The sequence below is a fragment of the Photorhabdus thracensis genome, from assembly GCF_001010285.1.
In the GTDB taxonomy this organism is placed as follows: domain Bacteria; phylum Pseudomonadota; class Gammaproteobacteria; order Enterobacterales; family Enterobacteriaceae; genus Photorhabdus; species Photorhabdus temperata.
The window spans coordinates 591,345-611,943 of record NZ_CP011104.1 but is presented as its reverse complement, the minus strand read 5'-3'; the positions used below and the strand labels follow the sequence as shown (position 1 = coordinate 611,943).

At 44.2% G+C, this 20,599-nt stretch carries 24 protein-coding genes and 3 pseudogenes; 8 read left to right on the top strand and 19 right to left on the bottom strand.

What is annotated here, in order from left to right; genetic code table 11:
• Positions 1 to 10 precede the first annotated feature (10 nt).
• The 7 genes and pseudogenes from ribH (at position 11) to VY86_RS24435 (ending at position 4,349) form a co-directional block, all read left to right on the top strand.
• Complete coding sequence (ribH, locus tag VY86_RS02460; RefSeq protein ID WP_046973797.1) at positions 11 to 481, top strand: 6,7-dimethyl-8-ribityllumazine synthase; 471 nt, start codon at positions 11 to 13, stop codon at positions 479 to 481.
• Between the two features lie 26 nt (positions 482 to 507).
• The gene (gene nusB, locus VY86_RS02455) at positions 508 to 924 is read left to right on the top strand and encodes a transcription antitermination factor NusB (protein WP_021323465.1); all 417 of its coding nucleotides are present in this window, start codon (positions 508 to 510) and stop codon (positions 922 to 924) included.
• Positions 925 to 1,026: 102 nt separating this feature from the next.
• Positions 1,027 to 2,016: a thiamine-phosphate kinase gene (thiL, locus tag VY86_RS02450; protein ID WP_046973796.1), complete on the top strand. Its 990-nt coding sequence runs from the start codon at positions 1,027 to 1,029 to the stop codon at positions 2,014 to 2,016.
• Positions 2,009 to 2,500, top strand: a complete 492-nt coding sequence (gene pgpA / locus VY86_RS02445; RefSeq protein ID WP_046973795.1) for a phosphatidylglycerophosphatase A — start codon at positions 2,009 to 2,011, stop codon at positions 2,498 to 2,500. Before thiL ends, pgpA begins: the two co-directional genes overlap by 8 nt.
• A gap of 84 nt (positions 2,501 to 2,584) precedes the next feature.
• A complete protein-coding gene (locus tag VY86_RS02440; RefSeq protein WP_052760765.1) occupies positions 2,585 to 2,965 on the top strand; it encodes a cysteine desulfurase family protein in 381 nt (126 codons plus the stop codon).
• 57 nt (positions 2,966 to 3,022) lie between these two features.
• Positions 3,023 to 4,012, top strand: a pseudogene (locus VY86_RS02435) (MFS transporter); the annotation flags it as partial.
• A 205-nt stretch (positions 4,013 to 4,217) separates the two neighbouring features.
• A complete protein-coding gene (locus VY86_RS24435) occupies positions 4,218 to 4,349 on the top strand; it encodes a type II toxin-antitoxin system RelB/DinJ family antitoxin (RefSeq protein WP_158019894.1) in 132 nt (43 codons plus the stop codon).
• Positions 4,350 to 5,006: 657 nt separating this feature from the next.
• Here the strand turns inward: VY86_RS24435 and VY86_RS02425 are convergent.
• From VY86_RS02425 to VY86_RS02415, 3 genes and pseudogenes are all read right to left on the bottom strand, one after another.
• Positions 5,007 to 6,047, bottom strand: a complete 1,041-nt coding sequence (locus VY86_RS02425) for an IS630-like element ISPlu16 family transposase (RefSeq protein ID WP_046973794.1) — start codon at positions 6,045 to 6,047, stop codon at positions 5,007 to 5,009.
• A gap of 102 nt (positions 6,048 to 6,149) precedes the next feature.
• A pseudogene (locus tag VY86_RS02420) lies at positions 6,150 to 6,707 on the bottom strand (SIR2 family protein); the annotation flags it as partial.
• A gap of 445 nt (positions 6,708 to 7,152) precedes the next feature.
• Positions 7,153 to 7,347, bottom strand: a pseudogene (locus VY86_RS02415) (CoA-transferase); the annotation flags it as partial.
• 981 nt (positions 7,348 to 8,328) lie between these two features.
• Here VY86_RS02415 and cspE point away from each other — a divergent pair.
• Positions 8,329 to 8,544, top strand: coding sequence for a transcription antiterminator/RNA stability regulator CspE (gene cspE / locus VY86_RS02410; protein WP_046973791.1), 216 nt, complete (start codon positions 8,329 to 8,331; stop codon positions 8,542 to 8,544).
• A gap of 283 nt (positions 8,545 to 8,827) precedes the next feature.
• Here cspE and VY86_RS02405 read toward each other — a convergent pair whose 3' ends face one another.
• The 16 genes from VY86_RS02405 to sctS all read right to left on the bottom strand — a co-directional run bounded on the left by VY86_RS02405 (position 8,828) and on the right by sctS (position 20,597).
• The gene (locus VY86_RS02405; protein ID WP_046973790.1) at positions 8,828 to 9,445 is read right to left on the bottom strand and encodes an HrpE/YscL family type III secretion apparatus protein; all 618 of its coding nucleotides are present in this window, start codon (positions 9,443 to 9,445) and stop codon (positions 8,828 to 8,830) included.
• Positions 9,424 to 10,050, bottom strand: coding sequence for a Yop proteins translocation protein K (locus VY86_RS02400; RefSeq protein ID WP_046973789.1), 627 nt, complete (start codon positions 10,048 to 10,050; stop codon positions 9,424 to 9,426). Before VY86_RS02400 ends, VY86_RS02405 begins: the two co-directional genes overlap by 22 nt.
• Positions 10,050 to 10,787 carry a type III secretion system inner membrane ring lipoprotein SctJ gene (gene sctJ / locus VY86_RS02395; RefSeq protein ID WP_071880956.1) on the bottom strand — a complete coding sequence of 246 codons (738 nt, stop codon included), beginning with the start codon at positions 10,785 to 10,787 and terminating at the stop codon, positions 10,050 to 10,052. The genes VY86_RS02400 and sctJ overlap by 1 nt, the downstream gene beginning before the upstream one ends.
• 6 nt (positions 10,788 to 10,793) lie before the next feature.
• On the bottom strand, positions 10,794 to 11,132 hold the full coding sequence (gene sctI, locus VY86_RS02390) for a type III secretion system inner rod subunit SctI (RefSeq protein WP_021323795.1): 339 nt from the start codon (positions 11,130 to 11,132) through the stop codon (positions 10,794 to 10,796).
• Positions 11,132 to 11,698: a YopR family T3SS polymerization control protein gene (locus tag VY86_RS02385; protein WP_052760764.1), complete on the bottom strand. Its 567-nt coding sequence runs from the start codon at positions 11,696 to 11,698 to the stop codon at positions 11,132 to 11,134. The genes sctI and VY86_RS02385 overlap by 1 nt, the downstream gene beginning before the upstream one ends.
• The gene (locus VY86_RS02380; protein WP_082111161.1) at positions 11,691 to 12,044 is read right to left on the bottom strand and encodes a YscG family type III secretion system chaperone; all 354 of its coding nucleotides are present in this window, start codon (positions 12,042 to 12,044) and stop codon (positions 11,691 to 11,693) included. Before VY86_RS02380 ends, VY86_RS02385 begins: the two co-directional genes overlap by 8 nt.
• Positions 12,045 to 12,046: 2 nt before the next feature.
• Complete coding sequence (gene sctF, locus VY86_RS02375; protein ID WP_046973787.1) at positions 12,047 to 12,301, bottom strand: type III secretion system needle filament subunit SctF; 255 nt, start codon at positions 12,299 to 12,301, stop codon at positions 12,047 to 12,049.
• Positions 12,285 to 12,506 carry an EscE/YscE/SsaE family type III secretion system needle protein co-chaperone gene (locus VY86_RS02370; protein WP_046973786.1) on the bottom strand — a complete coding sequence of 74 codons (222 nt, stop codon included), beginning with the start codon at positions 12,504 to 12,506 and terminating at the stop codon, positions 12,285 to 12,287. Before VY86_RS02370 ends, sctF begins: the two co-directional genes overlap by 17 nt.
• Positions 12,503 to 13,774 (bottom strand): type III secretion system inner membrane ring subunit SctD, encoded by a 1,272-nt coding sequence (sctD, locus tag VY86_RS02365; protein ID WP_046973785.1) that lies wholly within the window; start codon positions 13,772 to 13,774, stop codon positions 12,503 to 12,505. Before sctD ends, VY86_RS02370 begins: the two co-directional genes overlap by 4 nt.
• Positions 13,771 to 15,609, bottom strand: a complete 1,839-nt coding sequence (gene sctC / locus VY86_RS02360; protein WP_046973784.1) for a type III secretion system outer membrane ring subunit SctC — start codon at positions 15,607 to 15,609, stop codon at positions 13,771 to 13,773. The genes sctD and sctC overlap by 4 nt, the downstream gene beginning before the upstream one ends.
• Positions 15,597 to 16,019, bottom strand: a complete 423-nt coding sequence (locus tag VY86_RS02355) for a YscB family type III secretion system chaperone (RefSeq protein WP_046973783.1) — start codon at positions 16,017 to 16,019, stop codon at positions 15,597 to 15,599. The genes sctC and VY86_RS02355 overlap by 13 nt, the downstream gene beginning before the upstream one ends.
• Before the next feature lie 14 nt (positions 16,020 to 16,033).
• Complete coding sequence (locus VY86_RS02350; protein ID WP_046973782.1) at positions 16,034 to 16,870, bottom strand: T3SS regulon anti-activator ExsD domain-containing protein; 837 nt, start codon at positions 16,868 to 16,870, stop codon at positions 16,034 to 16,036.
• A gap of 114 nt (positions 16,871 to 16,984) precedes the next feature.
• Entirely contained in the window at positions 16,985 to 17,803 is an 819-nt protein-coding gene (locus VY86_RS02345) for a helix-turn-helix transcriptional regulator (RefSeq protein ID WP_046973781.1), read from the bottom strand.
• A 690-nt stretch (positions 17,804 to 18,493) separates the two neighbouring features.
• Positions 18,494 to 19,549 (bottom strand): type III secretion system export apparatus subunit SctU, encoded by a 1,056-nt coding sequence (sctU, locus tag VY86_RS02340; protein ID WP_046973780.1) that lies wholly within the window; start codon positions 19,547 to 19,549, stop codon positions 18,494 to 18,496.
• Complete coding sequence (sctT, locus tag VY86_RS02335) at positions 19,546 to 20,334, bottom strand: type III secretion system export apparatus subunit SctT (RefSeq protein WP_046973779.1); 789 nt, start codon at positions 20,332 to 20,334, stop codon at positions 19,546 to 19,548. Before sctT ends, sctU begins: the two co-directional genes overlap by 4 nt.
• Positions 20,331 to 20,597 carry a type III secretion system export apparatus subunit SctS gene (gene sctS, locus VY86_RS02330; RefSeq protein WP_021323784.1) on the bottom strand — a complete coding sequence of 89 codons (267 nt, stop codon included), beginning with the start codon at positions 20,595 to 20,597 and terminating at the stop codon, positions 20,331 to 20,333. Before sctS ends, sctT begins: the two co-directional genes overlap by 4 nt.
• Positions 20,598 to 20,599: the final 2 nt, after the last annotated feature.

Here is a 20,599-nt window from a genome sequence, read left to right as displayed (position 1 = left end):
AAGGAAGGCTATGAACGTAATCAAAGGTATTGTTGCGGCTCCACAAGCTCGTGTGGCGATTGCCATTGCACGTTTTAACAACTTCATTAATGACAATCTGTTAGAAGGCGCGGTAGATGCGCTTGAGCGTATCGGCCAGGTTGCTTCAGAAAATATCACTGTTGTCTGGGTTCCTGGTGCATATGAATTACCATTGACGGTAAAAACATTGGTCGAAACCCAAAACTATGACGCAGTTGTCGCGCTGGGGACCGTTATCCGTGGTGGTACCGCTCACTTTGAATACGTTGCTGGTGAATGCAGTTCCGGTCTGTCTAATGTGGCAATGACCAGTAAAATCCCAGTGGCATTTGGTGTTCTGACTACAGAAAGCATTGAACAGGCGATTGAACGCGCTGGAACCAAAGCGGGCAATAAAGGCGCAGAAGCTGCGTTAACCGCACTGGAAATGATCAATGTAATTAACGCCATTAAAGGCTGATTTTAGTTTTAATTAAGGGGAATCTTGTGAAACCTGCTGCTCGTCGTCGTGCTCGTGAGTGCGCTGTTCAGGCTATATACTCATGGCAATTATCTGGCAATGACATTGCTGACGTTGAATTACAGTTTCTGTCGGAGCAGGACGTCACTGGTGTTGACGTAACCTATTTTCGTGAATTGCTGTCAGGAGTAGCTGTGAACGCAGTTAAGCTGGATGCTTTGATGGCTCCTTATCTTTCCCGTCAGCTTGAAGAGTTAGGTCAGGTAGAAAAAGCCATTTTGCGTGTTGCTATGTTTGAACTAAGTTATCGTGATGATGTCCCTTATAAAGTGGCTATTAACGAAGCTATCGAATTGGCAAAAGTCTTCGGTGCTGAGGATAGTCACAAATTCGTGAACGGGGTACTGGATAAATCTGGCCCAGCAGTACGCAAGAAAAGATAATTCTCACTGCTTGACGGGTTTTTCCCACCGTAGACGATGATTTGTAAGGCCGGGGTACCGGCCTTATGTTCATAATCATCAGTAACTTTTTGGGATTCTATTATGGCATGTGGCGAATTTGACCTCATTGCGCGTTATTTTGATCGCCAGACGACTAACCGGCGTGATGTAAATCTGGGTATTGGTGATGACTGTGCGCTGATGACGCTGGCCGATAAACAGCAATTGGCTGTCAGCACGGATACCTTGGTTTCAGGCGTTCATTTCTTACCTGATATTTCTCCTGAGGATTTGGCTTATAAATCTCTGGCGGTGAATATGAGTGATCTAGCCGCTATCGGTGCTGATCCTGCCTGGCTTTCACTTGCGTTGACATTACCGGAAATAGACGAGCATTGGCTAAGTGGTTTCAGTGATAGTTTGTTTGAACAACTGCACTATTACGGTATGCAACTTATTGGTGGTGACACCACTCGTGGTCCGATGAGTCTGACGTTAACGATTCATGGTCTGGTTCCCGCCGGCAGAGCATTGCGGCGTGCCGGCGCAAAAAATGGTGATTGGATTTATGTTAGTGGCTCGTTGGGTGACAGTGCCGCAGGTTTGGCTCTGTTACAAAACCATTTGCAAATTTCTGATCCAGTGTCCCGTGATTGGCTGATTCAACGTCATCTCCGGCCACAACCCCGTATTTTGCTAGGGCAGGCATTGCGTGATCTGGCAACATCAGCAATTGATTTGTCTGATGGCTTGATTTCCGATCTGGGCCATATACTGAAAGCCAGTCGATGTGGAGCCAGAATAAATCTGGATGCGATCCCTTACTCTGGTGCAATGAAACAATACGTTGAACCGCAACAGGCGCTTATGTGGGCTTTGAGCGGCGGTGAAGACTATGAATTATGTTTTACTGTCCCGGAAAGGAATCGCGGCGCGCTGGAAATCGCTTTAGCTCATACCGGCGCTGGTTTTAGCTGTGTCGGACAGATTATGCCGGAATCAGAAGAGATTCGTTATTACAGCAAGAGTAAAGAGATTAAATTGGATCTGAAAGGGTTCGATCACTTTATTACCGAGGAAGCACATGGATGAGGCAAAACGCCGTTTACGGATGAGTAATCCCTGGCATTTATTAGCGACAGGTTTTGGTAGTGGGTTATCGCCGGTAATGCCAGGAACAATGGGATCTGCCGCTGCTGTTCCATTCTGGTTATTACTGATGCAGTTTCCAGAATGGATCTGCTGGTTGGTGATTATTGCCGGAATGTTGTTCGGGATAATGATTTGCCAGCGTACTTCTGATGATATGAAAGTTCATGACCACGGCAGTATTGTCTGGGATGAATTTATCGGTATGTGGATCACATTGATGGCAATTCCTGTGGTTAACTGGCAGTGGGTTTTAACGGGTTTTATTGTGTTCCGTATTTTGGATATGTGGAAACCGTGGCCTATTCGCTGGTTTGATCGTTATATTCACGGCGGATTAGGTATCATGTTGGATGATATTATCGCGGCTCTATTCTCGTTCGTTATTGTTTGGTTATTGGCGTTTTATCAGATTTTGACTTTCTGATGTGCGGTGCGTTTGATTATTAAATAAATATCCCCAGATTCAATATCTCGTGCAATGAGAGATGATACCTATCTCGTCTCGATTATGGCCGCTAACAACGAGATTGGCTCAATACAGAAAATTGAAGAGATAGGCGCGATCTGTAAGGAGCGTGACATTCCTCTTCATACAGACGCTACGCAAGCGCTCGGCAAAATAGAATTTGATGTACAGCGCATGAACATTAGCCTTGCCTCATTTTCCGCGCACAAAATATATGGACCAAAGGGGATCGGTGCACTTTATATTAATTCACGTAATAAACAGATGACACTCGCTCCTATCATCGTTGGAGGGGGGCATGAACGAGGTTTACGCTCTGGAACTCTTAACGTCCCAGGGATCGTAGGCTTCGGGCGTGCCGTCGAACTATCTGTTAAAAACTTAGCTGCTGAGTCGATGAGGTTACGTTATTTACGGCAATAGGGGTTAGTGATGCACAAGCTCAAGCCAGCGTGCGCTTCGGATTGGGCAGATTTAATGCAGCTGGAAGCATCCCGCCTTGCAGCCCTTGCGGCGTTGGCAATGTCATGTGGTTATCTTCTTTTAGGCGGCTTTAGCGGTGAACTGAGTTATATTCCGCGTATCGCGGCATTCTTGATTGGACTCGGTTGGGGAATGTTCTATATCAGTGGGCCCATGGCGTTGTCGGAGCGTGTCACCGATGCTGACAGGGGCCACTGGTTTACCCGATTCAGTGCGTTTCAAATGGCTGGGATTTGCGGCAGTCCCATCCTCCTTACCGCAGCGGTTGAACAGGCGGGAGTGTCCATCCAAACAACGTTTCTCTTTGTTGGCGTCGCTGGCACTTTCGCTTCACTGCTTCTGGCGACCTTTGGTATCAAGGAGCCGCATGGTCAACGGGAATTATCACTGAGACCTTGGGTGAAAAAAATAACGAAGATCGCTACAAGTAGTGCGATCCGCCCCATTGTGATGGTGGGTCTGGGAGGCTGTGTATTCTCCGGAATGATGTCGTTCCAGAGTTCACTCGTCGAAGGGACGCGTGCAAATGCAAGTACATTCTTCGCTGTACATGCAGCGACTGTGGTTGTGTCGCGGCTTTTGTTGGCCCGACGTTTATCGACGATGCCCCGTATCCCGTTAGTCACTGCGCTGATGTTATTCTTAATCGTGGGCATTTTGGCCCTGTTGGGCATACCGGTTCACCCTGTGTTCCAGATTGCGGCGGCCATGTTAACGGGGATAGGGTATGGATTGGTGTATCCCGTCATTCAAACATGGGCAATAAACGACTCTGCTCTTGAGAATCGCCATGCGGTCCTCACCTGGTTCGTTGTCGCCTATTTTGTGGGTATATTTGGATTTCCGGCGATAGGTGGATGGATATTAGTTGGCGCGGGCAAGGCCTTGTTTATCCTCGTTCTGGCCGCAATAGCTTCTCTTGAACTTGTGATGGCGTTATTGGGAGGGCGGTGGTTTTGTCGTATTAAGGACAGGCTGATTGCATAGGATGAAGCACGTTAACGGTCATTCAGCCAGTCTCTCCTTGGCAGGCATCTTGATAATGCATTCGACAGACGCTCATTGGGTAGGCGGCAACGATAGGAACGTTGCCCGCCTGCGGTGGGAAATTTTCCTCTCTGGGCTAAGATTGTCTGACATCAAAATTAGGACCATAATAGCACTACAAAAATCAGCATGTACGAGGTGCTAAATGAGCACTGAAACTTACGTTCGCACACGTATAGATCCCGCAATTAAGCAAGAGGCAACTGATGTCCTAGCCGATACTGGGATCAAAATGTCTGACTTTCTACGCATTGCTGTAACGATGATTGCTAAATAAAAGGCGTTACCTTTCGAGATCAAGAAAATCCCTAATAGAGTTACTATTGAGGCTATGAATGAGGCGAGAAGAGCAATGAATGCGCGTTTTAACAATGCGGATGATTTAATTTATGACATCGAAAAAGACCGTAGTAAGTCAACGAATACGAACCTATTTACTCGCAGAGTAATCAATGTTGCACTTACTATGTGAATCCGCTGTATATAAGCATTAACGAAGCCAATTTTTATTTCTGATTTTCCACTGATAGTTTTGTTATTGGCAGGCTTTAGATTGTTATTAAAAGTTACTATTTTAGCTCCTGGGTTTAATCGGTATAAAGTTTTAATCGTTGTTTTCACCACTGTTATTGTCTGATTTTATTAAGTTTAATCATCATGGGATGCCGTATTTTACGTTTAACCAATGTTAATCATATCTGATTTATCTTTGATGATATAAAAATATCCTCCTATGCTTTTTCGGATAATCCTCTCTTTTTTCAAAGTTTAAATATTGACAAATTAACCGTTTTACCCCTTTTCTATTGCATTATTTTTTTATGGTTTCTTCGTAAAATAACATTGAGAAAACACAATAAATATCAGTTTTTTCGGATAGTTTTTTTGCTGATTTCCTTTAAATTATCTGTTAATGGTTAATGTAAATAAGATTTCATAATTGTGCTACACCCATTTTTTGTCTTCCTGGCTTTTGCTGTGATGAAAACGATGCCAAAAAGGCATCAACATAATTCAGTAACTGCCACATAAATTGACAACAATGATTTCGCGTTATTGTCTCATGGAGCGATTGCCATAACCGTTCTATTTTATTTAGCCACGGTGAATAGACCGGTAAAAACAACAGGGTAAATTTTGGATGTCGTGCCAGCCAGTCCTTTACCTTCTGACTTTTATGAATACAGTAGTTATCTAAGATTAATGTGAGGGTTTCCGCATGGGGATATTGATGATTCAGTTCATCTAACATTTTGATAAATAAATCAGAATTCTTTTTTATTCCTTTAACATAGGTGATTTGCTCTGTTTGGGCATTAAGGCAGCCCGCAAGGTAATGTTTTTCGTTTTTTCCCGGGGTGATAACCCGTTTTTGTTGTCCTTTGAAGCACCAGTCCGCGCCGATTTTCGGGTTTAAATCAATATCCACCTCATCTTCATAAAAAACGGGATGTTTTTCTGAAATGTTCGCTTTGGCTTCCGCGATCTTTGCCATTTTCTCATCGTATTCGGGATCAGGTTGTTTCACTGTGGGTGCCGCTCTACGCCAGACAATCCCCACCTGAGCAAAGTAACGATAAAGGACATTTTGCGTCAGAGAGAGGTTGAGTAATTCATTGAGGGTATGAGTCATGAGTTCAAGGCTCCAGCGAGAGCGGAGATAGCCTAACTTTTGGGGGGATTGCTGTAATAAGAAAAGTAAGAGGTTATAGAGTGGGGAGAGATCCCAGACAACAGGTCGGCCAACGGGTAAACTTTCGAGTCCTTCCAGCCCATATAATGTAAACCACTGAACCCAACGATTGACGGAAGAGCGTGCGGCATGAAGGGTCTTGGCGACATAAGTCACTGTCAATCCTTCATTGAGCATCAATAACGCCGTTAATCGACGGGAATAGTTCTTATCACGGGTTTTATGGATAAGTTTTCTCATTTTCTGGCATTCATCTTGAGGTATAGGTGCTACGATAGGCATCACTCAGTCCGTGTTGGGGTTTGGGATTTTTCGCAATTGATCAGATCGCAAAAATCGGACTGAGTTCCCTCCAAGTGATCTATTATTTTGAAAAGTTATTTATAGTTCACTCCATCCAACAGTATCATCAAAAAAACCTTCATTACCAATATACATTTTAGGTTCAACACGTTGTTCTGATAAAAGTGTTTCAATAAATGAATCGTAATTTGTTGTAATAATCATTTTTGCATTTTTTAAAAATTTCTTAAATGATTCAATTTCATCTTTTTTAATGTTTTGTTTTAAATTATTTTGCTTAAATCTTTGACATAAAGAATATTTGAACGGTGATATATCTTCATCAAAAACTCTTTTTGATGTTAATCCATCCAATGATATTTTTCCTGAGTTAAATAATCCATTAAATTTTTTTTCAATGTAAGTTGCCGCGTCAGCATATACTTTGTGATTTAAATCAGAGTCATTTTGTTCTTCTTTATATTTATCCTTTATTTCCGATAAGTAATTATAAAAATCCTGACCATTATTATCAATTTTATTCCAGTATTCTTCCAGCAAATCAGACCATGTTGGAGAATTTTCCAAGTATCTTTTAGACATTCCAGACCCAATAAATACTATTGGGTAATTTTTGAAGTTAAAAATAGAGTCAGACATTTGAAGCCCTTTTCATAAAAATTAGCCGACCACTGGGATACTGCATATAGTAAAGCATACCAGATCACTTTTTCTAATACTTTGATCGTATCTTACTTAATTTGTGAGATATGTAGATGTTCAAAAAATAACCTTTGTTATTATTTATATCGTTATTATTTTTTATTGATTATATTTTATTTGTTATGGTTATGTTAGGCATAGTAATCATTGGTTAATTTTATAGTATGCTTTATTGACTCTGATAAAGTAATACTACAATGATACCACTACGGCAAAGTTAGATAATAAGGAGAAATAGAAAATTTTTATTGGTGGAGATATCAATTCACGGAAAGATGAATTTAAAAGATAACAAAGTAATATGGGGGTATAGCAGATAATTGAACAAAATAAAATCATTTAAAAACAATTAACTAATTGTTTTTATTGAATCCTGTAGGTCGATAAGAGGGCCGATGCCAAAGTCGACACGGCTGGTATCGTTGGCAATCAGGGTCAGATCTTTTACACCTGCCTTTAGTAATGCAGTGATTAAATTAGGAGGAGTACCTACTCCCATAAAACCACCTACCATAATGGTCATTCCATCATAAAAATGCTCGGCGGTTTGCTGTATGCTAATGAGTTTATTTTTCATCAGTTAGCCTCTGGGAAATCCTGTTTTTCAGGGAGGGGAGAAGGCGCTTTTTGGGTTAGAACGATTAATTTTTTCATTTTTATATTTTCCTATAGGGTATCCCTTCCTTCTACTCAATCAGATAGTAAATGATAAGTATAGCTAAAGAGATTATTAGCATAACCTACATGATCACTTTTCCTGGCAGAGTATATAGTGATAACTTGTTAATGTTTTGTGAGAAAACTGATAGGTCTGAGGACATAGAAACCAGAAAATCAGAGATAACAGGTTCTATGTGACAGAAATACCGTTATTTTGAGTATAAATTGTCGCAGGGTGCGAGCAATGGGCAAAATGGGTAAATGTGAAAATATTCTAATGATTTTTCTTCGTTTTAGCTAAATACCATAGCCAAATTTTTACGGGATTTGCAAGACAAGGCTACGTTTCTGTGGATATTCAATCGAATTTCTGAGGTGAGCTCAAATGCAAAATAGCAGAATACATTGGCATTATAGTGAATTCAGTCGGTGTTATTGAGCGTAATGGATGCGCTAATACTGCTATATGTTGTTAAATGGTTGTAAAAGTGTGTGGACAGTGTACGTTTCAGTTTCAGTAGCTTGTTAAGTGATTCACCCAATCTCCGGCATTTCAAATAGGGTTTTAGGATAAGAACTTTTTATAATTTAGTCAGTTATAGCGTTGGTGATGCTATGCAATATGGGCAAATCAGCAATTTGGGAAAAGGGAAACATCAAATAGAAAAAAATAAATGAAATTAAAATTTGCTAAATGTCAGTATATGTGATTTAATAGCCTCACTGGTTTGGAAGTACAGACCTACTTTATGAAAAGCAAGTTAAAGCAGTTCACCATTTAGCGTTATCCCCGATACCACTTCATTGCGAATTCCTTCTAATTAGTACCCATAAGTAAAACTGAAAAACAGACCTAATATGCCTTATGGCAACTTAAATAAAATTAAAGGAAAATTCTATGTCTAGTGCAATGACTGGTTCAGTAAAATGGTTTAATAACGATAAAGGTTTTGGCTTTATTTCTCCGAAAGATGGTAGCAAAGACGTTTTTGTTCATTATTCTGCAATTCAGAGCAATAATTTCAAAACGCTGGAAGAAGGACAGGAAGTTTCATTCTCTATTGAGAATGGTGCTAAAGGTCCATCAGCGGTAAATGTTATCGTATTATCTTGATTTAACTTAACTGCTTAAATCTATTAACGACTTTACGATAGCGATGAAGGTAATATCCTGAGCAGTTAAAGTTGTTAATGAGTAAAAACCCGCTTAATTGCGGGTTTTTCGCATGTGTACCCGCCAAAATGTTACATGCTATTCCCAGCCTATTATAGAAAAAATCCGGCACAAGAAATGTATACCGGATTATCTTACGGATAAGGGAATATAAGTCTGGATGTCAGATGGAATGAATTAAAATGTTTTGTCAAAATTTCACTCTATTAGAATGACGAAATAGTTAACTCTGCCATTGATTATTAATGGCGGACATGAGTGCGTCGAGTTGGCTATCTAAGCTGGCATCAATGATTCCGACTTCTGTTTCCAGAATGCAGCCGCCCTGATCGAGGCGATCATCCGCCGTGACCTCTAAGTAGCCGATCTCAGGAAAGTCTTTATGTACCCGGGATATCTGTTCGCGTACTGTTGTGGCTTGTTCAGGATTAACCCGCAGGATGACCTGTTTTTGGTTGCTGACTAATGAAAGGGCTTCACGAACCACCTGTAAGGTAAGGGAAACCTGGTCGTAATTCTTCAGGATTTTACGAACAGCTTGCAATACTACATTGCTCATTTGTTGCTCGACTTGTCGGTAATATTGCTGACATTGGAGCTGGGTTTGGTGAATCAAGTTGGCTTGTTCTGCGCGGGCGGCATCAATACCGGCCTGCCAGCCTAACTCTTTTTGTTGTTCATAAACGGTCTGGGCTTCATGTTCAATTTCCTGAGCCTGGATCTGAGCAGCATCAAGCAGAGACTGGGCACTGAGGCAGGTTTGATAGTCTGCTTTACGCAATATCAGAAGTTCAGGAGAAAATTGAAGATGTTCTTTTGTTATTTTAATAAAAGGTAACATTCTGTATTCACTTGTTTAGCCAATTTGAGACACAATGCCTGTGCCAGTGGTCGTTCTGCCTGGCTGACAGGCCAGGCCGGGAGATTGTCATGAGGGGGAAGCCGCAAGCTCAGGCGTTTGGCAAAATCGGCAGGAAGGGGTTCCATAGCCATTAGCCAAAACTGTAAGGCACTGGTACAAAAATAGTTCGTACTGATTGCTGGTGGCAGTGAACGTTGCCAACCAGCCGGCCAGTTGCCGATAATGATGTCAAGGTACTTTAAGCAAAAGTGATGTCCCTCTCTCCCAAGCGCGTCATGTAAATGGCGAAGTTCTGCCGCCAACAGGCAATGGCGAATAGCTTGCCCGTGAAGTATGGCTCCCAGCCAGGTAAGAAGTTGTTCTAAGTATGATTGCTCCAGCAAGGCAATATTTCCCAATCCGGCTGGTAACTCATAATCTACGTTTAGGTCAAATTGAGTCAACAGTAGTCCATTGACTCTGGGAGAGCTACGCCATTCAGGAAGGGAAGACAAGACTGAAAGCCAATCTGGTGATAGATGGCCCGCATGAATATAACTGGCAGGGCAAAACCGAAATTGATAGGGCGTTAATGCTGTTACCATTATTGCATCCTGCTTCGGTGCCACAGGAACTGAGCCAGATTGCTGATGAATAACAAGGCTAACAATAAAACCAGAATTCCGATCAAGCGGCCTTGTGATTCTTCAGTAACCTGGATAGAAAATAGTGTGGAATAGCGCGGGGCTAACGGTACCTGACGCACACCCGCCGCGGGGACTAATACAACACTGATGCGGTCATAACTCAGTCCTTCGATGCTGTTATTGACCAGTTGTTTTATCTGAGGAATATAAGTATCGAGTTGAACGTCAGCCGCGTGTTTGATAAACACAGAAGAAGAGGCCGGCGATAACTTTTTACCCAGTCTGTCTTGTTCCTCCGGCAAGACCACATGTACCCGTGCCACGAGTACGCCATCGATCTCAGAAAGCGTTCGGGCAATCTCCTGTGCTTTGGCGAAGTTGAGCCGCGCCCGCTCTTCTACCGGTGAGGAGATAAGGCCGTCTTTGGGGAAGACATCCTGTAAAGAGGAGAAGTTCTCCCGTGGATACCCTTTACGTTTTAGTACCTCAACAGCTTGTGCGACATCAGATTCTTCGACTAATAGCTTGATATTGTCATCTTTGTCTGGTTGCTTATCCGAGGAAATGCCTGCTTCCCTGAGCAAGGCCAGCATTTCGTTGCCTTCTTTTTGGCTAACTCCAGTATAGAGTTCGATTTTACATCCTGTTAGCATGAAGACGGCTAACAGGATGCAGATTATAGGGTGTTTCTTCACGGCTCCTCACTGGGCTTTCATTAGGGTTTCAACGTTTTGATTCAATCGTCCTACTGTTTTGGCAATCAGCTCTTCTTGCAGGGTGATCCGCATTAGAGACCATTGCATTTGCATCAGGCTATTGGGATCACTGCCGGGGACTGCCAGCTGTGCTTCCAGATCTTGTTTAGCCTGAGTAAGTTGTTGTCTATACTGGCCCAGTTCGCTGATCAGGTTGTTTCCAAGTCCCTGATCTTGATTGGACATAGCCATTTCAAAATGTGCAACATTTTCGGCACTGGCCTGAGGTGTGTTGAGTTCATCCAAGCTAGTTATCAGTGTCTCGCTTATTTGTGGCAGGTCCATTATTCCTCCAAATCGAGTTTGTGTGAGTTTCGTATCAGGTTATCCACCATACCGTTACGGGGGATCAGCGTTTTCAACTCACTTCGGATTAGGTCACTCAGGTACTCATTACCGTCTAGAGATTTAATCTCGCCGAGTACCTTGAGAAGGACAGTTTCTTGTTGTCGACCTGTGGGCGCGAATTCACGAACAATCGCTCTGAATTCTGGCAAATCCAGTTGTGGTTTGACGGGCAAGGTCAGGCCACCAAACTGCGACCAAAGATGTTCTTGTACTGGGGCAATAAGTTTGCCCTCTAACTGAGCACGTTGGGAGGGTTGGCTATCAGGTGGCAGAGTCTGATACCACTGCCAAGCGATTTTTCTCTGTTTCGCCGGATCAAAGTCGTTTAAGACTTTTTTCAGAGGTTCCCCCTGTATCCAGCGTTGTTGTCTCTCTTTCAGCGTCTGTTGATCAGGCATGAGTTCGAGTTCCTGTTCAAAGTCGTGCTTGTTCACAACGCTGACCGAAGGCAGTGCTGTTGGTTGCGATGGTATATTGTAGGATAGTCCTTCAATCCTATTCATGAGTCAGTTGCTCTCGCATGCCGTCAACAAAGGACAACAATTGCGGGTCGTCACTATCAGCCATTAGCATCAGCCTTTGCTCTAAGGCTGATGCTAGCCCCAGACGCCATTCACATAAAGCCAGCCAGGGTTCCAGACTGGGCCAGGGAAGATCCTGACCAAGATCCAGAGCTTGTTGATATTTGCCTTGGTTCGTCAGAGAAGAAAGCCGAATCAGATTTGCGGCTTCTTGCCCCTCTTCGTTTAACATTAGCCAATCGGCAATAGCATTGGCTTCGTCATGGCAGTGGTGGCCGCTCCCAACCAGAGCAATATCTGCCAGTAGCCCTTTGAGTGAACGTGTCATGATTATATCTTCTGTAATATGCCCTGCATCAGGTCCTTCATGGACCGGGTGACAGTGGAGTTAATATTGTAGATGACTGACCACTTGTTAATCTTGTGTTGTAACTCAGCCAGCAAAGCTGGGTTATCAGCGCCGCCCTTGAGTGCGGTGATTGCTGTACTAACGTCAGTGTTGGCCGCGTTGGCTTGCTCGTTAAGTTGAGCAGCAACCTGATCGAGTGTATTGACTGTTTTATCGTGACTAAAAATGTTGGCCATGATGGCCTCCTTCTGTTGTGTTAAGTATTGTGATTGCAGCTTGGAGGGCGTCAGCCTCCTGCTGCCATTGTTGGTATTCTTGTACAGAACCTCCACGTCTCAGGCGTTGTTTGATATCGTTCAGCGCCTGAGAGAGGCGGTGTTGAATTTCGTTGACATAAGCAGGATCAGCACCGAACAATCGTGCCTCTAGGGATGTCATCATAAAGCTGGGCTCCTGTTAAGTTTGACGATAAATTGCTGCTCACCTTTGATAATAACAATGGCATCTCGACGGATAGCTTCGATCCTCAGACCATTTTCTGTTGTTGCTCCGACGGGATAACGCAGGTTATTTTTTAGTACCACGTAAGGTACACGTCCCAGAGAAACCGCCCGGACATCGAAATTGAGTTCATCATTGCGGGAGAGCCGGTGGTTATTTAGCAATACCAGTGTTGGTCTGTTGCCGAATTCTTGCTTAAATACCTGCTGTAAGCGGTAGAAATTATGAGTCTGGAGTTCATCCAATTGACCTGTGAATTCGATACGATCACTTTTATCCTGGTAAGTCAGCGAGTTGGGTAAATCATGTTTAGCTAATAACATATCCAGTCGCTTGAGATGGCCGCCGGTTAGCCGCGTTTGGTTCTCTATACCGAGTAAGCCCGGAACATCACGTTTGAGCAGTGACTCAATGTCATTCCATTGCTGATCAGGATCAGTTAATTCTCCCGTAAGGCGGATCCAACCGGGTAGTTTGCCATTGCCGCTCTGGACTTGGGTATAGCCTAATTTTTGTAAAATGAAATCCACCCCCTGACGTAATTCTTCCATGGTACGTAACTCCAACCGATAATTGAGGGAGTGAGTATCAAGATACTGTTGCAGTGCCAATCGTTGGTGGTTGAAGTTCACATAACCTTTGAGCAGCAACGGCTCATTATTGGGCATCATTTGTACATTAACCTGACGATAGGTTGAATCGTCATTAAGGAAACGACGCAGTTCCTGTTCGGCCATACCATGGGATGGGTTATGCCTTTGCCATCCTTCATGTCCAAGCAGCGCCAGAAAGCCGAGTGCCAGCACCAAACAGAGTATCAGCATCCCGCCGGCAGCCCGGCTACGATTTTGCCGGGCAGGGCGCTGGTGTGGTGTTACCGTCGGTTCAGCGAGTTGATTTGGGAATGTCTGTTGTTGGTCACAGAAAGCCCATAGTAACGGCCCCACCTCTTGGCGAGCCAGTGCTTGCAGTGAAACCCCCGGTGACAGGGGTTCACCATTCTGACTTGGTACTGTTTCACCGGCCCATTCCAACAGGCGGATTGAGTCTGCTTCTACTTCTAAGACGAGGTGCACAGGGGCGACATCTTCATCTACCAGAACGATATCTGCCTGTAAGGGGTCCGAGCCGATGGCTAAGCGCCCTTCGGCTAGATTGACCTCAATACTTTTATTCAGTCCGCGGTAGAAGCGAATTTTCCAACTCATCTGATCGCCTTATCTTGCGCACGAACACACCAGGTATCCTTAAGTGAACATTGTTGTTCAATGACTCGCCATCCATAAGTATTACCCATTCGGCATGAGGCCAAAAATGAGCTTTTACCTGCTTGCCGTAGCGTTTCTTGCACTTGACGGGCTGGGGATAAAGGTTGGCATTGCGCGCCAGCCAGTACTTTACTCAGAGAAACGCTCTGATTAGAGAGATCTTGTGTTGCCAGTAACCGATGGCGCAGATCTTGTCCATTACCAAGAGCCAGATAATGCGCTATCCCACCATCAATCAGCCGTGGCTCAATAATAAATAGTCGTACTGATCGTCGAACTTGTTCAGTGGTACTGCGGAACAAAACACCCAGGTAGGGGATATCGCCTAAAAATGGCACTTTGCGCTGGGTTTCGCTCATCTCGTCACGGTAGATGCCGCCGATCAGTAAGCTTTGCCCATGCCCAACCCGGGCAACGGTATCAACAATGGTTCGGCTGATAGTAGGAATGCCATCCAGGCCTGAACTGTTGGGCTTCTGGTTACCATCTTCAATGTGCAGACTCAAACTGATTTCAGGAGAATCTCCGATTTGGATGACTCTGGGAGTCATGCGCAGCATCGTGCCATAGGTGAGGCTTTTAAGCTCGGCAACCCGTTCACCATTAACTTTTACGTAGTAGGTTTCATTGTGGTCAATGACCGCTTGAGTATTCTCCTGAGTTAGAAGCGTCGGGCGGGAGACTACCTGAGCGCTGCCTTTACTCTCTAACAGGGTTATTTTGGCGAGTAGATAATCCAGGCCACGGCGATCAACTAAGCTACCCAATGCCGCTGAACCGATGCTCTCCCCTTTTTCCTTTTTCTCCCTGGTAGTGGTGATATCAATAAGATGGCGAGGTCCGGTATTGATGCCTACCTGCCAGTCGACACCCAGTTCAGAAAGGTTGTCGGCGTTGATGTCGACGATGGAAAGTGCAACTTCAATACGGGCAGAGGGTTTGTCCAGTGCGTTAATTAAATGTGCGTACATGGGCATCCTTTCCGGGGTATCCCGTACAATGATTGCGTTTAGGGACGGTTCTGCCTGTACAACAGCACGGCTTGAATGGTTACCTCCCATAGATGATGCTGTTTCACCAGTGACAGTCGTCACATTGGCATCGCTGAGCAGGCGGGAGAGAATAGTGGCAATGCCAGGTGCCTCAATATTGCTATCACGATACTGGATCTGACGGTCTGTGACTGAGGCGTATTTTAGAGGGAAAATTTCTACTGTTAACGCTCCGGTTTTTTCGCTACGCAGCAGTGATTGCTGTTCCAGTGCGGACGCAGTCTGATCGACCAGTTCAAGATAACGGGGAGGGCCTGATACGTACACCAGTTGGTTACCTGCATCTGGACGCCAGCCAAAGCGGGGTTCCCAAATACCGGAACGTTTTAGGGCTTGCTGTAGCTCTGTTGCGTTGGTTTGTCCAAGCTTAAGGAGACGCGATTGTATTTCGCTGTTTTTGAATACATAAAGCACACTCCCATCGTAATACCAGACCAGGTTATAGAGAGAGGATAAATGTTGCAGGAATTCCTGAGGGCCATTCTGTTCAAAATGACCGTTAACTTGATCGGTCACCTTATCACTGACAACCACTGATGCGTCATAGTTAGCGCCGAAATTAACCAGCACATCCCGCAGGCTTTCTCCTTTTGCCAAATAGTCATAAGGCGTGGGCAACCAATCCAGATCTTGGCTGAAAGCCGAGGGGAGCATCACGCTACTGATACTCAACGACAACAGTAAGGAACGGCACAGCCGTTGGAACTGTTTCATGGCTGCCATATGACTTGTTTCCATTGAGGGGAAGATTGCGTTTCCGATAATAAATCCATGATTTGTTCCAGTAGATCGACATGCATAGCTAGCATCTGTTCCAGGATTTGCACATCCAGACTGTCAGGATCAAGACGAGCCTCCAGAATGAGATTCTCTGATTCATCTAGGGTCAGTGCGTGGGGAGCATGGCGTCCCCAACGAGTGACCTGTTGCAGCAGTGTCTTCAATAGTTCAGTGCCTGATGGATCTTTTGGGTTATGGCGCCAGTTTAGAGTGCTGGATAACACAAGTTCAGTTCCTTGTTGGCGAAGGAACAGGTTGTAGTTATCAATGTGCAAATGGTAATGCCCTTGTCTGTCGGAAACAAAAGGCTTCTGGCCTAGGCGACTGGCCAAATGATTGAGTAGAGTTTGCATGTTTCCTCTAATGATTAGGTTGTCGTCGATTGCCAATAAAAACTATCCTGTGGCAAGCACAGGGCACGAGTGCAGAGCCATTGTTGCAAGTGGATAGCAGCCGCACTGTCGTATTTTAAGGTGGTCAACCATGTCCAGCAGAGTGATAGCGCTTCTGGAACTGGTGTGAAAGCTGTCAGATTGTCGTCGGTCTGGAGTGCATCCAGCCCGGTAAACCAGTTGGGCCATGCTTTGTGGGCCTGGGTTTCCGCTGCCAACAGCTGTTTTTCTAGTAGTTGCTTGCGTTGGTTGAGCACTGTTTGCAAGGATATAACCTCTTGATGATGTTGTTCCCGGCATTGAGATGATACGTTTTCAACCTGTTGCCAAAAATGCGCCTTAGCTCGCAATTGCCGTTCTTGAATCTGTAACTGATCAAGTTCGATAAACCAGAGTTCTATCTCTGGTTCTAATAGGCGGAGCCACCAGTCAAATAGTGGCTGTAGTACCCAATATTGTAAAAGATGTCTGTCGGCCAGGTTAATGTGGTCACCCAGTACCGTGTCCCAGTCACATTCTGATTTTGCTGCTGTTCTGATCAGCTGTTGCAGGTCATTACGTTTCAACGCTTGCCCACAATTTAGCCGTCTGCGAAACCAAACAGATTTCATTAAGTTTTCCAGAAGGTGTCTGGGCAAAAGGCGTTGTAACAGAACAAACTGTTGGTTATTGATAATGTCTCTATTCTGGTACTGAATAGCCGGTGATTTTCCGAGTAACTGCTCTCGGCACGGAATCCCAGACTGCATGACAGAGATCTTGCGGCCGAGAAACATGCTGGTTCGAGTCTGATTATGGTCTTGCTGGCTCATGCTATGCTCATCTTGCTGCTAGTCACTCTTGTCGATTAGATTAGGAATGGCCTTATTTTATCTGTCAGGCCAACGGTTAACTTGTAAAAAACGTCAGATTATTTTAGCCAATCGTTACTCTTTGCCATACCTGGCCCGACTGGGTGTGCAATCAAAGCGTCTCCGATAGCTTTGAGTAAAGTAGGATTGGCTGGAGAATCCGGCCTCCATTGAGATATCAACAATACTCATCTCGCTATTGAGTAGTAGCTGATGTGCATAAAGAATACGGCGCTCACTGATCCAGGCTCGTGGTGATATGCCGTATATGGAGCGGAATAGCTCCTTGAAAGTGGTTAATCCCATGCCGAATTCTTTAGCAAATTCGCTGAGTTTCCATTCTTTGAGGTAGTGATTTTCCATAAAGCTCTGTAAACGTTCTACCTGGCGGTTGCTCAGTTGTCGTAATACTGACATGAGCAAAATCCCTTGTTCCTCAAAAGACATTAACAATAGCAATTCTTCTGTTCTTAATTGACCCAAGGCTGCGGGGTAATCATGAGCCAATAGATCGACCAGCCCATTAACACTTTGAAATAACAGAGGGGATGAGGTAAATGCAATCAATTCGGGTGTTGGCACATTGTGTCGCTCGACTTCACTGAGCAGAGTACCAAAACGTTGCAGAAAACCGTGCAGGAAAGTGGTACTCAGGGGTAACCAGAGTAGCTTGCAGGTATCACTACGCGTTTTTGCTGCGTAACTGCCACGACGAACAAAAAGCAGTTCATTATGGGAGAGATCGTAGGTATTGGTACTGTCCTGCCATGTCATCTCACCTTCGAGCAGGATATATATCCCTTCCTGATGATGCTCTATAACGTTGAAGGCAGGCATACTATGCTGGAACAGAGTGATATCCATTCCCTTCCCTGATGTTGTGATGCCGTTCATTTTATTGTCCTGGATCTATTGGTGTTGTCTTAAAAAAATATAAATTACGTTATTCTTATTGATATTAAATATATGTTTTCTTTCGTTTTACTACCTGTAATAGACAGGAAGAATGGTTTTATGTGTTTAACGGGAGAGCGAGTTATAAGGTCTTTTAATTAAAACGGTTTTTCTTCTGGTAGCATATTAATGTTCTCGATCTGAATAATAGTATTATTCTCACATTTTATAAACGACAGATGAAAAGCGATCAATTTTTTTCACATAGTAAAGATTGCCTGTAGATTCCTCATTCTGAGTCATAAGTTGAGCTTTTTATACTGCCTCAATTATTCGTTTTCTCCTTTTTATTCAGGTAATGTATGGATGATTCAGAATACATCAATTATTGTCATGGTTAGCTGAGTATTAATTGATTGAAAGGCGCAGAAGTCAGTGTGCAGCAAGATCTAATAGCTCAAATAACCCTTGCATAATAGTAGATCACTTGATAAGAAATTCAAATCTGGTTTGAATGATTTTATCAATTGATAAAAATAAAAAATCAACCTAACCGAATTGGATTGTTTATTATAATATCGTTTAAGGAACACTGAGCTATCTGGAGCTATCTTTATTTATCTTAAATTTTTTGCAATTATGTGGTTTGGTTGTAATGAATTAAGAAGAGAACCTGAGTCGAGTTTTTAGTTACGGCTCAGGAGAGCGATCTTGCCACTGTTCTAACCAACGTAAAACTTCTGCGGTGGCTTGGATGAGATCGGCAGGAATATAGTTATCGATGAGGCCATCCTGATAAAGTGCCCGTGCGAGAGGAATTCTCTGTAACACTGGAATACCTTCCTCTTCGGCAATACGCCGGACTTGCAGGGCCTGCGCATCAGTGAACTTGAGCGTAATAAGAGGTAAAGGTGTCTCTCCTTTCTTGTAGCGGATACCGATGGCAATATGAGTTGGGTTGGCAACGATCACTGATGAATTCTTGACGCTGGCGCGCATATTGCTTGATTGTAATTCCTGGTGAAATTGGCGTCGCTTGCTTTTGATCTCCGGGCTGCCTTCACTCTCTTTATATTCGCGTTTGATCTCGTCTTTGCTCATTCTGAGCTGCTTGATATGCTGGTAGTGCTCGAAGGCATAATCGGCAATAGAAATCACGATAAACCCGATACCACATACGGTCATTAGCTGGGTTAACATCATACCGAGTACAGGGATAATACATCTTGTCCCACACTCCGGCAGGTACAGCAGCGCCTGTAGATTACCTTCCAGGGTAACCCAGACCAGGATACAGAGCAGTGTCACTTTGAGTATTGATTTGACGAATTCCATCAGGCTCTTGATGGAGAAGATTCTTTTGGCCCCTTCAACAGGATTGATCTTTTTGATGTCGGGCTTGATGGAATTCCCACTCAACAGGAAGCCGTATTGGGCAAGGTGTGATGCTAACGATAGCAAAGCGGAAACGCTCAGAATTGGCAGGCAGAGGTAAACCAGCTCCTGCATCAGGTTTTCAACGACATGATTGAAAGCTTGAGGAAAGGGTTTCTCCAGCAGACTAGCCGGGATTAGCATCAGTTTACTCAGATGTTCCAAATAGTATTCGGACATGACCATTATCATGCCGATCAGCCCCAGGATTAAGGAGGTTGATACTACTTCGTTACTTTTGGTTACCTGGCCCTTCTTACGGGCATCTCTGAGTTTCTTGGGCGTAGGCTTTTCGGTTTTTTCTCCACTCATGGTGCCTCCAGAATAGGAATTAACATGCGCACTGGAGAAAGCGTTAATAACACCTTGTCATAAGCATGATGCATCAGTAATCGGATATAGATAACCAGTAACAGACTGGCAATTGCACTCTTGATTGGCATCGCCAATACGAAAACATTGAGAGACGGGGCGAAACGGCTAATCAGTGCCAGCCCGAACTCGGCCAGAAACATGGCAATTAATAAAGGGGCTGCCATCAGGGCGCAAAGTTGCAACAGATAGCTGAATTGGCCGTAGAAAAAACTGATCCATTGGCTGGTAATATGGGGGAAAAACTGAGCTATCGGCCAACTGTTGTAACTCTGAAATAGGGCGCCAAGCAGACTAAGGAAAGCGCCGCCGGAGAAAAAAAGCGTAATCAGAGTTTGAGTCAATAGCAGACCTGTAGGTGAAGTTTGGCTTCCCAGAGATGGGTTAAGTACCGAAGCCATTGTTGCTCCCCGTTGGTTATCTATAATAAAGCCGGTGGCTTCCATGGCCCAAAATGGAATGGAAGCGATAAAGCCGATTAGCATACCAAGCAAGACTTCCTTACCGAGCAACAGCGCCAATTCCAGGCTACCAAATGCCGGCAGGGGGGTATCTGCTACTGTTGGGTAAGCATAGAGGGCCAGTGAGCAAGCCACACCGTTGCGAATCATTCCACCGCCCAGCATCTGTTTGCTGAGTACAGGAAATATCACAAAACAGCTCATAATGCGGGGTAACAGCAGGGTATAAGCAAGGATTTGTTGCTGGAGCTCTGGTAGGGTCATTTGATCAGTGGCACCTTAAGAAAAGCCATGTTGGCGAAGCTGTAGAGCTCGTTGCCAAGCCAGGTAGCCGTGGCGAACAAGGTAATAATGACCGCAATTAATTTAATGACAAAACCCAGCGTTTGTTCTTGTATTTGGGTGAGTGCCTGGATTAATGAGACCAATGTTCCCACTGCGGCAGCCATCAGTACCGGTGGCAGAGAAAGAATTAACACCAGCCAGAGAGATTGGCTGGTGAAGTGCAGAATATCAGCATTACTCATTA

What these genes read in the sequence shown, in the direction of transcription:
- sctF (WP_046973787.1), bottom strand. Translation starts at nt 12,301, where the DNA reads ATGGCCAACATTTTTAGTCACGATAAAACAGTCAATACACTCGATCAG.
- VY86_RS02350 (WP_046973782.1), bottom strand. Translation starts at nt 16,870, where the DNA reads ATGAGCCAGCAAGACCATAATCAGACTCGAACCAGCATGTTTCTCGGC.
- thiL (WP_046973796.1), top strand. Translation starts at nt 1,027, where the DNA reads ATGGCATGTGGCGAATTTGACCTCATTGCGCGTTATTTTGATCGCCAG.
- VY86_RS02385 (WP_052760764.1), bottom strand. Translation starts at nt 11,698, where the DNA reads ATGAATAGGATTGAAGGACTATCCTACAATATACCATCGCAACCAACA.
- VY86_RS02370 (WP_046973786.1), bottom strand. Translation starts at nt 12,506, where the DNA reads ATGATGACATCCCTAGAGGCACGATTGTTCGGTGCTGATCCTGCTTAT.
- sctS (WP_021323784.1), bottom strand. Translation starts at nt 20,597, where the DNA reads ATGAGTAATGCTGATATTCTGCACTTCACCAGCCAATCTCTCTGGCTG.
- ribH (WP_046973797.1), top strand. Translation starts at nt 11, where the DNA reads ATGAACGTAATCAAAGGTATTGTTGCGGCTCCACAAGCTCGTGTGGCG.
- VY86_RS02425 (WP_046973794.1), bottom strand. Translation starts at nt 6,047, where the DNA reads ATGCCTATCGTAGCACCTATACCTCAAGATGAATGCCAGAAAATGAGA.
- sctC (WP_046973784.1), bottom strand. Translation starts at nt 15,609, where the DNA reads ATGGCAGCCATGAAACAGTTCCAACGGCTGTGCCGTTCCTTACTGTTG.
- sctU (WP_046973780.1), bottom strand. Translation starts at nt 19,549, where the DNA reads ATGAGTGGAGAAAAAACCGAAAAGCCTACGCCCAAGAAACTCAGAGAT.
- sctD (WP_046973785.1), bottom strand. Translation starts at nt 13,774, where the DNA reads ATGAGTTGGAAAATTCGCTTCTACCGCGGACTGAATAAAAGTATTGAG.
- sctI (WP_021323795.1), bottom strand. Translation starts at nt 11,132, where the DNA reads ATGGACCTGCCACAAATAAGCGAGACACTGATAACTAGCTTGGATGAA.
- sctT (WP_046973779.1), bottom strand. Translation starts at nt 20,334, where the DNA reads ATGACCCTACCAGAGCTCCAGCAACAAATCCTTGCTTATACCCTGCTG.
- cspE (WP_046973791.1), top strand. Translation starts at nt 8,329, where the DNA reads ATGTCTAGTGCAATGACTGGTTCAGTAAAATGGTTTAATAACGATAAA.
- VY86_RS02405 (WP_046973790.1), bottom strand. Translation starts at nt 9,445, where the DNA reads ATGTTACCTTTTATTAAAATAACAAAAGAACATCTTCAATTTTCTCCT.
- pgpA (WP_046973795.1), top strand. Translation starts at nt 2,009, where the DNA reads ATGGATGAGGCAAAACGCCGTTTACGGATGAGTAATCCCTGGCATTTA.
- VY86_RS02355 (WP_046973783.1), bottom strand. Translation starts at nt 16,019, where the DNA reads ATGCAAACTCTACTCAATCATTTGGCCAGTCGCCTAGGCCAGAAGCCT.
- VY86_RS02380 (WP_082111161.1), bottom strand. Translation starts at nt 12,044, where the DNA reads ATGACACGTTCACTCAAAGGGCTACTGGCAGATATTGCTCTGGTTGGG.
- VY86_RS02400 (WP_046973789.1), bottom strand. Translation starts at nt 10,050, where the DNA reads ATGGTAACAGCATTAACGCCCTATCAATTTCGGTTTTGCCCTGCCAGT.
- VY86_RS02345 (WP_046973781.1), bottom strand. Translation starts at nt 17,803, where the DNA reads ATGAACGGCATCACAACATCAGGGAAGGGAATGGATATCACTCTGTTC.
- VY86_RS24435 (WP_158019894.1), top strand. Translation starts at nt 4,218, where the DNA reads ATGAGCACTGAAACTTACGTTCGCACACGTATAGATCCCGCAATTAAG.
- VY86_RS02440 (WP_052760765.1), top strand. Translation starts at nt 2,585, where the DNA reads ATGGCCGCTAACAACGAGATTGGCTCAATACAGAAAATTGAAGAGATA.